The following is a 14,144-nucleotide window of genomic DNA, read 5'->3' on the forward strand; positions in this document are numbered from 1 at the left end:
GTCTGGATTGAGGTGAAAGGCCCCCAATGAACAAAGAAATTTTGGCTGTTGTTGAAGCTGTTTCTAACGAAAAGTCGCTTCCGCGTGAAAAAATCTTTGAAGCGCTGGAAAGTGCTCTGGCTACAGCAACCAAGAAAAAATATGAGCAAGAGATTGATGTGCGTGTAAGCATCGATCGTAAAAGCGGTGATTTCGACACATTCCGTCGCTGGCTGATCGTAGAAGAAGTGACGCAGCCGACGCGTGAAATCACTCTCGAAGCGGCACGTTACGAAGATGAGAGCCTGAACCTCGACGATTACGTTGAAGATCAGATTGAATCCGTGACGTTTGACCGTATCACCACCCAAACCGCGAAGCAGGTTATCGTACAGAAAGTACGTGAAGCAGAGCGCGCAATGGTTGTCGATCAGTTCCGCGAACACGAAGGTGAAATCATCACCGGCGTGGTGAAAAAAGTGAACCGCGACAACATCACGCTGGATCTGGGTAGCAACGCTGAAGCCGTGATCCTGCGCGAAGATATGCTGCCGCGTGAAAACTTCCGTCCGGGCGACCGCATTCGCGGCGTGCTGTACGCAGTGCGCCCTGAAGCGCGCGGTGCGCAGCTGTTCGTTACGCGTTCCAAGCCGGAAATGCTGATCGAACTGTTCCGCATTGAAGTGCCAGAAATCGGCGAAGAAGTTATCGAGATTAAAGCCGCAGCCCGCGATCCGGGTTCTCGTGCCAAAATTGCGGTGAAAACCAACGACAAGCGTATCGACCCGGTTGGGGCATGCGTTGGTATGCGTGGTGCCCGCGTTCAGGCCGTTTCTACCGAACTCGGCGGCGAGCGTATCGATATCGTACTGTGGGACGACAACCCGGCCCAGTTCGTTATCAACGCGATGGCACCGGCTGATGTTGCTTCTATCGTGGTGGATGAAGATAAGCACACCATGGATATCGCTGTTGAAGCGGGCAACCTGGCGCAGGCGATTGGCCGTAACGGTCAGAACGTGCGTCTCGCGTCTCAGCTGAGCGGCTGGGAACTCAACGTTATGACCGTTGAAGATCTGCAGTCCAAGCATCAGGCTGAGGCTCACGCAGCGATTGATACCTTCACCCGTTATCTGGATATTGACGAAGATTTCGCCACTGTTCTGGTCGAAGAGGGTTTCTCAACGTTGGAAGAACTGGCCTATGTGCCAATCAAAGAGCTGCTGGAAATCGATGGCCTGGATGAAGACACCGTCGAAGCGCTGCGTGATCGTGCGAAAAGCGCACTGACTACTCTGGCGCTGGCGCAGGAAGAAAGCCTGGGGAATAAAGAACCGGCTGAAGACCTGCTGAACCTGGACGGTCTGGATCGTGCACTGGCTTTCAAACTGGCTGCTCGTGGTGTTTGTACGCTGGAAGACCTCGCCGAGCAAGGTGTGGATGACCTGAGCGATATCGAAGGGTTAACTGCCGACAAAGCCGGTGAGCTCATCATGGCCGCGCGTAATATTTGCTGGTTTGGTGACGAAGCGTAATAAACTGTAGCAGGAAGGAACAGCATGACAGATGTAACCGTAAAAACGCTGGCCGCTGAGATTCAAACCTCTGTGGACCGCCTGGTACAGCAATTTGCTGATGCAGGGATCCGCAAGTCTGCTGATGATTCAGTGACGGCGCAGGAAAAACAGACGCTGTTAGCGCATCTGAACCGTGAACACGGTTCTGCGCCTGATAAGCTGACGTTGCAGCGCAAAACGCGCAGCACATTAAATATTCAGGGCACCGGTGGGAAAAGTAAATCGGTGCAGATCGAAGTCCGTAAAAAGCGCACCTTTGTAAAACGCGATCCACAAGAGGCTGAACGTCTCGCTGCGGAAGAAGAGGCGATGCGTGAAGCGGAGGAGAAGGCCCGTCGTGAAGCAGAGGAAGCCGCTGAGCGAGAAGCCGAGGAAAAAGCCAAGCGTGAAGCCGAAGTGCGTCTGAAACGTGAAGCTGAAGAAAAAGCTAAACGCGAAAATGCCGAAAGCACGAAACGCGAAGCTGCGGAAAATAGCAAAGTGAGCAACCATCAAACTGACGAAGTGACCAGGGCAGCCCAGACGGAAAAAGCCCGTCGTGAATCCGAAGCGCAGGAACTCAAGCGTAAAGCGGAAGAAGAGGCTCGTCGTAAACTGGAAGAAAATGCACGTCGCGTAGCGGAAGAAGCCCGTCGAATGGCAGAACAGAACGAAGCAACCTGGACGGCAACGCCAGGCGAAGAAGAAGAGACGACCGGCGATTATCACGTCACCACCTCCCAGCATGCACGTCAGGCTGAAGATGATAACGATCGTGAAGTCGAAGGTGGCCGCGGCCGTACCCGTACCGCTAAAGCCCCGCGTCCGAAGAAAGGCAACAAGCACTCTGAAAGCAAAGCTGACCGTGAAGAAGCGCGTGCCGCGGTTCGCGGTGGTAAAGGCGGCCGTCAGCGTAAAGGCTCTGCACTGCAGCAGGGCTTCAACAAACCGGCCCAGGCCGTTAACCGTGACGTTGTGATCGGTGAAACCCTGACCGTCGGCGAGCTGGCTAACAAAATGGCAGTTAAAGGCTCTCAGGTCATCAAAGCGATGATGAAACTGGGCGCGATGGCAACCATCAACCAGGTCATCGACCAGGAAACCGCACAGCTGGTTGCGGAAGAGATGGGCCACAAAGTTATCCTGCGTCGTGAAAACGAACTGGAAGAAGCGGTAATGAGCGACCGTGACACAGGTGCTGCGGTTGAACCGCGCGCGCCGGTCGTGACCATCATGGGTCACGTTGACCACGGTAAAACCTCGCTGCTGGACTACATTCGTTCAACGAAAGTGGCATCCGCTGAAGCGGGTGGCATTACCCAGCACATCGGTGCTTACCACGTTGAAACCGACAACGGCATGATCACCTTCCTGGATACCCCAGGCCACGCCGCGTTTACCGCAATGCGTGCCCGTGGTGCTCAGGCAACGGATATCGTTGTTCTGGTTGTTGCAGCAGACGATGGCGTGATGCCGCAGACTATCGAAGCTATTCAGCACGCGAAAGCGGCGAAAGTGCCGGTAGTTGTTGCAGTGAACAAAATCGATAAGCCGGAAGCCGATCCGGATCGCGTTAAAAACGAACTCTCTCAGTACGGGATCATTCCGGAAGAGTGGGGCGGCGAAAGCCAGTTCGTACACGTCTCCGCGAAAGCCGGTACCGGTATCGACGACCTGCTGGATGCAATCCTGCTGCAGGCCGAAGTTCTGGAACTGCACGCTGTCCGTAACGGCATGGCGAGCGGTGTTGTTATCGAATCCTTCCTCGATAAAGGTCGTGGTCCGGTAGCTTCCGTGCTGGTACGTGAAGGTACGCTGCATAAAGGCGACATCGTACTGTGCGGCTTCGAATATGGCCGTGTACGTGCGATGCGTGACGAGCTGGGTCGCGAAGTGACCGAAGCGGGTCCGTCCATTCCGGTGGAAATCCTCGGTCTCTCCGGCGTTCCGGCGGCGGGTGATGAAGCCACTGTGGTACGTGACGAGAAGAAAGCGCGTGAAGTTGCGCTCTATCGTCAGGGCAAATTCCGCGAAGTTAAACTGGCTCGCCAGCAGAAATCTAAGCTGGAGAACATGTTTGCCAACATGACCGAAGGCGAAGTGCACGAAGTGAACATCGTGCTGAAAGCTGACGTTCAGGGCTCCGTGGAAGCGATCTCCGACTCGCTGCTGAAACTTTCTACTGAAGAAGTGAAAGTGAAGATTGTCGGCTCCGGCGTAGGTGGTATCACCGAAACCGACGCCACGCTCGCAGCTGCGTCCAACGCTATCCTGGTTGGCTTCAACGTTCGTGCCGATGCCTCTGCGCGTCGCGTGATCGAAGCGGAAGGTCTGGATCTGCGCTACTACTCCGTCATCTATAACCTGATCGACGAAGTGAAAGCGGCGATGAGCGGTATGCTCTCACCTGAGCTGAAACAGCAGATCATCGGTCTGGCTGAAGTGCGCGATGTGTTCAAATCGCCGAAATTCGGCGCGGTCGCTGGCTGTATGGTTACCGAAGGCGTCGTCAAACGTCACAACCCGATCCGCGTCCTGCGCGACAACGTGGTTATCTATGAAGGCGAGCTGGAATCCCTGCGCCGCTTCAAAGATGACGTTAACGAAGTCCGTAACGGCATGGAGTGTGGTATCGGCGTTAAGAACTACAATGACGTACGTACCGGCGATATGATCGAAGTCTTCGAAATTATCGAAATTAAGCGCTCTATCGAATAATCGACGCATTAGCGCAACGTAGGCCGGGAGCGAAGCGCCACCCGGCAAGAGATATCTAAAGGGGCTACGGCCCCTTTTTAGTCTGGAGAAGTAATATGGCGAAAGAATTTGGTCGCCCGCAGCGCGTCGCTCAGGAGTTGCAAAAAGAGATTGCCACTATCCTGCAGCGTGAAATCAAAGATCCGCGCCTGGGCATGATGACCACCGTATCCGGTGTCGAAGTCTCCCGCGATCTGGCGTATGCCAAAGTGTTCGTGACCTTCCTGAATGACAAAGATGAAGAGTCGATCAAAGCGGGCATTAAAGCCCTGCACGACGCTTCCGGTTTTATTCGCTCCCTGCTGGGTAAAGCGATGCGTCTGCGTATCGTGCCGGAACTAACATTCTTCTACGACAACTCGCTGGTTGAAGGGATGCGCATGTCAAACCTGGTCACCAGCGTGGTGAAGCATGACGATGAACGTCGTGTGAACCCGGACGACAGCAAGGAGGACTGATGAGTCGTCCTCGTCGTCGCGGTCGCGATGTGCATGGCGTACTGCTGCTGGATAAGCAGCAGGGCGCATCAAGCAATGATGTCCTGCAGAAAGTAAAACGCCTCTATAACGCCAACCGTGCGGGTCACACCGGCGCGCTGGATCCGCTGGCAACCGGCATGCTGCCGATTTGTCTCGGTGAGGCGACAAAATTTTCTCAGTATCTGCTGGATTCCGATAAGCGCTACCGGGTAATTGCCCGCCTTGGCCAACGCACTGATACATCGGATGCCGATGGCCAGGTCGTTGAAGAGCGCCCGGTGACCTTTACCGCTGCAGAACTGGCGAGCGCACTGGAGAGCTTTCGCGGTAACACGCAGCAAATCCCTTCGATGTACTCGGCTCTGAAGTACCAGGGTAAGAAGCTTTACGAGTATGCGCGTCAGGGCATTGAAGTGCCGCGTGAAGCGCGCCCCATAACCGTGTATGAACTGCTGTTTATCCGCCATGAAGGGGATGAGCTGGAGCTGGAAATCCACTGCTCCAAAGGGACTTACATTCGCACCATTATTGACGATCTGGGCGAGAAGCTGGGCTGCGGCGCGCACGTAATCTATTTGCGTCGTCTGGCGGTCAGCCGTTACCCGATTGAGCGGATGGTTACCCTTGAGCAGTTGCAGGCGTTAGTCCAGCAGGCCGAGCAGCAGGAAGTTCCTGCGGCTGAGCTGCTCGATCCGCTGTTGATGCCGATGGATAGCCCGGCGTCCGATTTCCCTGTTGTAAACATTCCCTCTGTGGTTGCTGCCTATTTCAAAAACGGCCAACCGGTGCGCGCTTCCACTACGCCGGCCGAAGGGCTGGTCCGCGTGACGGAAGGCGAAGAGGGTAAGTTTATCGGCATGGGCGAAATTGATGATCAGGGGCGAGTTGCGCCGCGTCGTCTGGTTGTTGAGTATCCTGCTGACTGACGGGCTTACCTTGCGGGAATGCCCGACTACGAGTAGAATATTGCCGCTTAACGCCGGGCTATGTATTTAACATACCCGGCGTTAAACCTGGGGGAGCTGAATTAGAGATCGGCACCCTGTCATTCTTATATCACTGGAGTTGAAAATGTCTCTAAGCGTTGAAGCTAAAGCAAAAATCGTTTCCGAGTTTGGTCGTGGTTCTAACGACAGCGGTTCTACCGAAGTTCAGGTTGCACTGCTGACTGCTCAGATTAACCACCTGCAGGGTCACTTTGCAGAGCACAAAAAAGATCACCACAGCCGTCGTGGTCTGCTGCGTATGGTTTCTCAGCGTCGTAAACTGCTCGACTATCTGAAACGTAAAGACGTTGCACGCTACACCGCGCTGATCGAGCGTCTGGGTCTGCGTCGCTAAGTCTGGCGAGTTTCAAGAAGGGGCCTTTACGGCCCCTTTTTTCAACCAGGCGGCAGCAATTGGCACTAAACTGATGTATTGTTGCCAGGTATGATCTTCATTGCAGAGGTTCGCGCGGCTAATGAGAGGCTTTATCCGTAATGGGCGGGTTAAGGTTGTCATTAGTCGCGAGGATGCAAGAAGGTCCGGTTTAATTATCAGCACGCCCTGGGTGTGCTGATGTTCATTAAGAAAGGATAGAATTTTGCTGAATCCGATCATTCGTAAATTCCAATATGGTCAACACACCGTCACGCTGGAAACCGGCATGATGGCCCGTCAGGCAACCGCTGCCGTGATGGTAAGCATGGACGACACCGCGGTATTCGTTACCGTTGTTGGCCAGAAAAAAGCAAAACCAGGTCAGGACTTCTTCCCGCTGACCGTTAACTACCAGGAGCGTACCTACGCTGCCGGTAAAATCCCGGGTGGCTTCTTCCGTCGTGAAGGCCGTCCAAGCGAAGGCGAAACCCTGATCGCGCGTCTGATTGACCGCCCGGTTCGCCCGCTGTTCCCGGAAGGTTTCGTCAACGAAGTCCAGGTTATCGCCACCGTGGTTTCCGTTAACCCGCAGGTTAACCCGGATATCGTAGCGATGATTGGTGCTTCTGCTGCACTGTCTCTCTCTGGTATTCCGTTCAATGGCCCGATCGGCGCCGCGCGCGTTGGTTACATCAACGACCAGTATGTGCTGAACCCGACTCAGGAAGAGCTGAAATCCAGCAAGCTGGATCTGGTTGTTGCCGGTACCGAAGCCGCTGTGCTGATGGTTGAATCCGAAGCAGAACTGCTGAGCGAAGATCAGATGCTGGGCGCGGTGGTTTATGGCCACGAGCAGCAGCAGATTGTTATTCAGAACATCAACGATCTGGTGAAAGAAGCGGGTAAACCGCGCTGGGACTGGCAGCCGGAAGCGGTCAACGAAGCGCTGAACGCGCGCGTTGCAGCGCTGGCAGAATCCCGTCTGAGCGATGCTTACCGCATCACCGACAAACAGGAGCGTTACGCCCAGGTTGACGTGATCAAATCTGAAACCATCGCGACGCTGGTTGCAGAAGATGAGTCCCTGGACGCTAACGAGCTGGGCGAAATCCTGCACGCTATCGAGAAAAACGTTGTTCGTAGCCGCGTACTGGCAGGCGAACCGCGTATCGATGGCCGTGAAAAAGATATGATTCGTGGTCTGGACGTTCGTACCGGCGTTCTGCCGCGTACTCACGGCTCCGCACTCTTTACCCGTGGTGAAACGCAGGCGCTGGTAACAGCAACCCTGGGTACAGCACGTGACGCGCAGAACATCGACGAACTGATGGGCGAGCGCACTGACAGCTTCCTGTTCCACTACAACTTCCCTCCGTACTCCGTAGGTGAGACCGGTATGGTCGGTTCGCCGAAGCGTCGTGAAATTGGTCACGGTCGTCTGGCGAAACGCGGCGTGCTGGCTGTTATGCCGGAAGCTGATAAATTCCCGTACACCGTGCGTGTGGTTTCTGAAATCACCGAATCCAACGGTTCCTCTTCCATGGCTTCCGTGTGCGGCGCATCGCTGGCACTGATGGATGCAGGCGTACCGGTGAAAGCCGCTGTTGCCGGTATCGCAATGGGTCTGGTGAAAGAGGGCGAAAACTTTGTCGTTCTGTCTGACATTCTGGGCGATGAAGATCACCTGGGCGACATGGACTTTAAAGTGGCCGGTTCCCGCGACGGTATCTCTGCGCTGCAGATGGATATCAAAATCGAAGGCATCACCAAAGAGATCATGCAGGTTGCGCTGAACCAGGCGAAAGGTGCACGTCTGCATATCCTCGGCGTGATGGAGCAGGCGATTAACGCGCCGCGTGGCGATATCTCTGAGTTCGCGCCGCGTATCCACACCATCAAGATCAACCCGGACAAGATCAAAGACGTTATCGGTAAAGGCGGCTCCGTTATCCGTGCCCTGACCGAAGAGACCGGCACGACCATCGAAATCGAAGATGACGGTACCGTGAAAATCGCGGCAACCGACGGCGACAAAGCGAAATTCGCGATTCGTCGTATCGAAGAGATCACCGCTGAAATCGAAGTGGGCCGTATCTACAACGGTAAAGTCACCCGTATCGTCGACTTTGGTGCGTTTGTTGCCATCGGTGGCGGTAAAGAGGGCCTGGTACACATTTCTCAGATCGCCGATAAGCGCGTAGAGAAAGTGACCGACTACCTGCAGATGGGTCAGGAAGTACCGGTGAAAGTTCTGGAAGTTGACCGCCAGGGCCGTATTCGTCTAAGCATTAAAGAAGCAACTGAACAAACTCAGCCTGCTGAAGCGTCAGAAGCGCCGCAAGCAGAACTGGGCGAGTAAGGTTTGCCTTGCCCTCCGCGCAGGCGGAGGGCTTATTCTCAGGCAGGACGCCATGTTTGCAGCCGGGGGACAGGACGTTCATCCAATTGTTGTCTTCGGGAGTAGGAAATGAAGCCTTTTTTGCGCTGGTGTTTCGTTGCGACAGCTCTAACGCTGGCAGGATGCAGCAACTCTGCCTGGCGTAAGAGCGAAGTCCTCGCGGTGCCATTGCAACCGACTTTGCAGCAAGAAGTGATTCTGGCACGCATGGAACAAATTCTTGCCAGTCGGGCTTTATCCGATGATGAACGCGCACAGCTTTTATATGAGCGCGGAGTATTGTATGATAGTCTCGGTTTGAGGGCGTTGGCGCGGAATGATTTTTCACAAGCGCTGGCCATCCGACCCGATATGCCTGAAGTATTCAATTACTTAGGCATTTATTTAACGCAGGCAGGCAATTTTGATGCTGCCTATGAAGCGTTTGATTCTGTACTTGAGCTTGATCCAACTTACAACTACGCGCACTTAAACCGCGGCATCGCTCTGCACTATGGCGGTCGTGATAAGTTAGCGCAAGATGATCTGCTGGCGTTTTATCAAGACGATCCTAATGATCCTTTCCGTAGCCTGTGGCTTTATATCGTTGAGCGGAAGCTCGATGAGCACAAGGCGAAAGAAGCACTGAAACAGCGCTTCGAAAAATCGGACAAGGAGCAATGGGGATGGAATATTGTCGAGTTCTACCTCGGTGACATTAGCGAATCTGAGCTAATGGATCGCCTGAAGGCGGACGCAACGGATAACACCTCGCTCGCTGAGCATCTCAGTGAAACCAACTTCTATTTAGGTAAGTACTACCTAAGTCTGGGGGATAAGGACAGCGCTACGGCACTGTTCAAATTAGCGGTTGCTAACAACGTCCACAACTTCGTTGAGCACCGTTATGCATTGTTGGAATTATCGCTCTTGGGCCAGGAGCAAGACGACCTGGCAGAATCGGACCAGCAATAGCTGACGACATAAACATCAGCCCGTAATCTTTTTTGATTGCCATCACCTTAACTGGTGAGGGCGTTGTTGTTCGTCAATACACCTACTTTGAGCCGGTTCACACTTTTCAATGAAAATTGCCAAATATTTTCACGATGAGTTATGTAGACTGGCCGCCAATGACATAGAGGCACTTGTACTACATGGCTGAATTCGAAACCACTTTTGCAGATCTGGGCCTGAAGGCTCCTATCCTTGAAGCCCTTAACGATCTCGGTTACGAAAAACCATCTCCGATCCAGGCTGAGTGCATTCCGCACCTGCTGAACGGTCGTGACGTGCTGGGCATGGCCCAGACTGGTAGCGGGAAAACCGCAGCGTTTTCTCTTCCGCTGCTCCATAACATCGATCCGGACCTGCGTGCGCCGCAGATCCTCGTGCTTGCTCCGACCCGCGAACTGGCGGTTCAGGTAGCTGAAGCGATGACCGATTTCTCTAAACACATGCATGGCGTGAACGTGGTTGCTCTTTACGGCGGCCAGCGTTATGACGTGCAATTACGCGCCCTGCGTCAGGGCCCGCAGATCGTTGTCGGTACGCCGGGACGCCTGCTGGATCACCTGAAACGCGGCACCCTGGACCTCTCCAAACTGAGCGGTCTGGTGCTGGATGAAGCCGACGAAATGCTGCGCATGGGCTTTATCGAAGACGTAGAAACTATCATGGCGCAGATCCCGGAGGGTCACCAGACCGCTCTGTTCTCCGCCACCATGCCGGAAGCGATTCGTCGCATTACCCGCCGCTTTATGAAAGAGCCGCAGGAAGTGCGCATTCAGTCCAGCGTGACAACTCGCCCGGACATCAGCCAGAGCTACTGGTCTGTCTACGGCATGCGTAAAAACGAAGCGCTGGTTCGCTTCCTTGAAGCTGAAGATTTTGATGCCGCGATCATCTTCGTACGCACCAAAAACGCAACTCTGGAAGTGGCTGAAGCGCTGGAGCGCAACGGTTACAACAGCGCCGCGCTGAACGGTGACATGAACCAGGCCCTGCGTGAGCAGACTCTGGAGCGTCTGAAAGATGGTCGTCTGGACATCCTGATTGCAACCGACGTTGCGGCCCGTGGCCTGGACGTTGAGCGTATCAGCCTGGTTGTTAACTACGATATCCCGATGGACTCCGAGTCTTACGTTCACCGTATCGGCCGTACCGGTCGTGCGGGTCGTGCTGGCCGCGCGCTGCTGTTCGTTGAGAACCGCGAGCGTCGTCTGCTGCGCAACATCGAACGTACGATGAAGCTGACCATTCCGGAAGTAGAGCTGCCGAACGCAGAACTGCTGGGCACACGCCGCCTGGAAAAATTCGCCGCGAAAGTACAGCAGCAGCTGGAAAGCAGCGATCTGGACCAGTACCGCGCGCTGCTGGCGAAAATCCAGCCCTCTTCTGAAGAAGAGATGGATATCGAAACGCTGGCTGCCGCACTGCTGAAAATGGCACAGGGCGAACGTCCGCTGATCCTGCCGCCGGATGCACCGATGCGTCCTAAGCGTGAGTTCCGCGAGCGTGATGAGCGTTTCGAACGTCGTGGCGATCGTAACGACCGCAATGATCGTGGTCCGCGTACCGAACGTGCCGGTGAAGACCGTCCGCGTCGTGAGCGTCGCGATGTTGGCGATATGGAACTGTACCGTATTGAAGTGGGCCGTGATGACGGTGTTGAAGTTCGTCATATCGTTGGCGCGATCGCTAACGAAGGCGACATCAGCAGCCGCTACATCGGCAACATCAAGCTGTTCGGTTCGCACTCTACCATCGAGCTGCCGAAAGGCATGCCGGGCGAGGTTCTGCAGCACTTTACCCGCACGCGTATTCTCAACAAACCGATGAATATGCAGCTGCTGGGCGATGCACAGCCGCGTGAGCGCAGCGAACGCCGTCCTGGCGGCGGTGAGCGTCGTAGCTTCGGCGGCGGCGAGCGTCGCGAAGGTGGCCGTGGTCCGCGTCGTGATGGTGCAGCACCTGCCGGTGCAGGCCGTTTCAGCGGTGAGCGTCGTGAAAATCGCGGCCCGCGCCGCGAAGAAGGTACTACCCGTCGTCGTGATGCGTAAACCTTACGCTTCAAACGTAAAGTAATAGATACAGCCCCGATCGAAAAGATTGGGGCTTTTTTTATCCGCAATGTACTCCTGTACTGGTACAATGCATCGGCTTTACTTTCGGCATAGCGCCATTACAGGAGAACGTTTCAGATGTCGACACTGACAACCACCCAGGCTACCCCTTCGCTGTTCGGCGGAGTGGTGATTATCGGCGGCACAATTATTGGCGCAGGCATGTTTTCCCTGCCGGTGGTGATGTCCGGCGCGTGGTTCTTCTGGTCGCTTCTGGCACTGGTGTTTACCTGGTTCTGCATGCTGCACTCGGGCCTGATGATCCTTGAGGCCAACCTCAACTACCGCAGCGGCGCGAGCTTCGACACCATCACCAAAGATCTGCTGGGCAAAGGGTGGAACCTGATTAACGGCCTCTCTATCGCCTTTGTGCTCTACATCCTGACCTACGCCTACATCTCGGCGAGCGGCTCGATCCTGCACCACACGTTTGCGGAAATGTCGCTGGATGTGCCGCCGCGCCTGGCAGGGCTGGGTTTTGCGCTGCTGGTGGCGTTTATCGTCTGGCTCTCAACCCACGCGGTCAGCCGCATGACGGCGATTGTGCTGGGTGCCAAAGTGATCACCTTCTTCCTCACCTTCGGCAGCCTGCTCGGGCATGTGCAGCCGGCAACATTGTTTAATGTTGCGCAGAGCGATGCCTCTTACACGCCGTATCTGCTGATGACGCTGCCGTTCTGTCTCGCCTCTTTCGGCTACCACGGCAACGTGCCGAGCCTGATGAAGTATTACGGCAAGGATCCGCGCGTGATTACCCGCTGCCTGGTCTACGGCACGCTGCTGGCGCTTGGGCTGTATGTGGTTTGGTTACTGGTGACGATGGGAAATATTGCCCGTCCGGCGTTTATCGATATCGCGGCAAAAGGCGGCAATATCGATGTGCTGGTGCAGGCGTTGAGCGGGGTGCTGAACAGCCGTAGCCTCGATCTGCTACTGGTGATCTTCTCCAACTTTGCCGTTGCCAGCTCTTTCCTCGGCGTGACGCTGGGGCTGTTTGATTACCTGGCGGATCTCTTTAAGTTTGATGATGCGCCGCTGGGGCGTTTTAAGACCGCGCTGCTGACATTCCTGCCGCCGATTGTTGGTGGTCTGCTGTGGCCGAACGGCTTTTTATACGCCATTGGTTATGCGGGTTTAGCCGCCACCATCTGGGCGGCGATTGTGCCAGCGCTGCTGGCGAATGCTTCACGTAAACGCTTCGGCAGCCCGGCGTTTCGCGTCTGGGGCGGTAAGCCGATGATTGTTTTAATCCTGCTTTTCGGCGCAGGCAACGCGGTAGTGCATCTGTTATCAAGCTTTGATCTGCTGCCGGTCTATCACTAATCAAATCCGGCCTGCGCAATCGCGTAGGCCGGATAAGCGCCAGCGCCATCCGGCATAAAGACAGCACAATCCCCGTAGGGCGGATAAGCGTCAGCGCCATCCGGCATAAAAGCCGGGCAACGCCCTAACCGAACAACTCCTCTTTCACCTGCATCGCCAGCTCAAACGAATACAACCGCGCCTGGTGATCGAAAATCTGCCCGTTAACCATAATCTCATCCGCCTCGGTTTCCCGCAGGATCGACTCAAGACCGTGGCGCACTTTCGCTTTATCACCCACCAGTGACATGCTCAGGGCCTGCTGCACGCCATATTTTTCAGACGGCGACCAGAAGTGATCCATATTCTCAATCGGCGGCGGCAGCTGGCTCGTCTCACCGCGACGCAGCTTCACAAACGCCTGCTGCATCGAGGTAAAGAGATACTCCGCATCGCGGTTGCTATCAGCGGCGACAATATTGATACACACCATCGCATAGGGTTTTTCCAGCCGCGCCGAGGGCTTGAACTGGGTGCGATAGAGATGCAGCGCCTGGAACAGCATATCCGGCGCAAAGTGTGAAGCGAAGGCAAACGGCAGGCCAAGCTGGGCGGCAAGCTGCGCACTGTAAAGGCTGGAGCCTAACAGCCACACCGGGATCTTCTCGCCGTAGCCCGGCACCGGGCGCACGTGCGGGTTCGGATCGTTGGCGTCAAACCAGTCGACCAGCTCCTTCACATCGCGGGGGAAATTATCAACATCACCGCTCATGTGGCGGCGCAGCGCCATCATGGTGCGCTGATCGCTGCCCGGCGCGCGGCCAAGCCCAAGATCGATACGTCCCGGATAGAGCGTATTCAGCGTACCGAACTGCTCGGCAATCACCAGCGGAGCGTGGTTCGGCAGCATCACGCCGCCAGAGCCGAGCCGCAGGGTTTGCGTATTCGCTGCCAGGTAACCGATCAACACCGACGTCGCCGCGCTGGCGATACCGGTCATGTTGTGGTGCTCCGCCAGCCAGAAGCGATCGTAACCGCGCTTCTCCGCCAGCTTCGCCAGATCGAGGGAATGGGTAAACGCGTCACGCGCGCTTGAGTTTTGTGGAATCGGCGCTAAATCCAGCACCGAAAACGCAACGGTTTTCTCAGACATAAACACTCACTTTGCTACAGCATCGTCATCAGATTGAAGGTCTTCTTCCAGCCT

At 55.4% G+C, this 14,144-nt stretch carries 10 protein-coding genes; 9 read left to right on the forward strand and 1 reads right to left on the reverse strand.

The annotated features are described in order from the left end of the window. Window positions 1-26: 26 nt before the first annotated feature. The 9 genes from nusA to mtr all read left to right on the forward strand — a co-directional run bounded on the left by nusA (window position 27) and on the right by mtr (window position 12,958). A complete protein-coding gene (gene nusA, locus N7V53_RS19450; protein WP_023480893.1) occupies window positions 27-1,514 on the forward strand; it encodes a transcription termination factor NusA in 1,488 nt (495 codons plus the stop codon). Between the two features lie 24 nt (window positions 1,515-1,538). After that, window positions 1,539-4,253 carry a translation initiation factor IF-2 gene (gene infB / locus N7V53_RS19455; protein ID WP_023480825.1) on the forward strand — a complete coding sequence of 905 codons (2,715 nt, stop codon included), beginning with the start codon at window positions 1,539-1,541 and terminating at the stop codon, window positions 4,251-4,253. A gap of 95 nt (window positions 4,254-4,348) precedes the next feature. Beyond that, window positions 4,349-4,750 carry a 30S ribosome-binding factor RbfA gene (gene rbfA, locus N7V53_RS19460; protein WP_023480926.1) on the forward strand — a complete coding sequence of 134 codons (402 nt, stop codon included), beginning with the start codon at window positions 4,349-4,351 and terminating at the stop codon, window positions 4,748-4,750. Then, window positions 4,750-5,697 carry a tRNA pseudouridine(55) synthase TruB gene (truB, locus tag N7V53_RS19465; protein ID WP_279794562.1) on the forward strand — a complete coding sequence of 316 codons (948 nt, stop codon included), beginning with the start codon at window positions 4,750-4,752 and terminating at the stop codon, window positions 5,695-5,697. The genes rbfA and truB overlap by 1 nt, the downstream gene beginning before the upstream one ends. A 145-nt stretch (window positions 5,698-5,842) precedes the next feature. Beyond that, window positions 5,843-6,112: a 30S ribosomal protein S15 gene (gene rpsO / locus N7V53_RS19470; protein WP_017457357.1), complete on the forward strand. Its 270-nt coding sequence runs from the start codon at window positions 5,843-5,845 to the stop codon at window positions 6,110-6,112. Window positions 6,113-6,356: 244 nt separating this feature from the next. Further along, window positions 6,357-8,492: a polyribonucleotide nucleotidyltransferase gene (gene pnp, locus N7V53_RS19475; RefSeq protein WP_279794564.1), complete on the forward strand. Its 2,136-nt coding sequence runs from the start codon at window positions 6,357-6,359 to the stop codon at window positions 8,490-8,492. 108 nt (window positions 8,493-8,600) lie between these two features. Then, complete coding sequence (gene nlpI, locus N7V53_RS19480) at window positions 8,601-9,485, forward strand: lipoprotein NlpI (protein ID WP_023481039.1); 885 nt, start codon at window positions 8,601-8,603, stop codon at window positions 9,483-9,485. 182 nt (window positions 9,486-9,667) lie between these two features. Continuing rightward, a complete protein-coding gene (locus N7V53_RS19485) occupies window positions 9,668-11,572 on the forward strand; it encodes a DEAD/DEAH family ATP-dependent RNA helicase (protein WP_094422235.1) in 1,905 nt (634 codons plus the stop codon). Window positions 11,573-11,713: 141 nt separating this feature from the next. Further along, entirely contained in the window at window positions 11,714-12,958 is a 1,245-nt protein-coding gene (gene mtr / locus N7V53_RS19490) for a tryptophan permease (protein ID WP_279794567.1), read from the forward strand. Window positions 12,959-13,082: 124 nt separating this feature from the next. On the opposite strand, the gene N7V53_RS19495 is transcribed toward mtr, so the two are convergent. Then, complete coding sequence (locus tag N7V53_RS19495; RefSeq protein WP_279794568.1) at window positions 13,083-14,090, reverse strand: luciferase-like monooxygenase; 1,008 nt, start codon at window positions 14,088-14,090, stop codon at window positions 13,083-13,085. Window positions 14,091-14,144 lie beyond the last annotated feature (54 nt).

Source organism: Kosakonia sp. HypNH10, assembly GCF_029850615.1.
Lineage (GTDB): Bacteria > Pseudomonadota > Gammaproteobacteria > Enterobacterales > Enterobacteriaceae > Kosakonia > Kosakonia cowanii.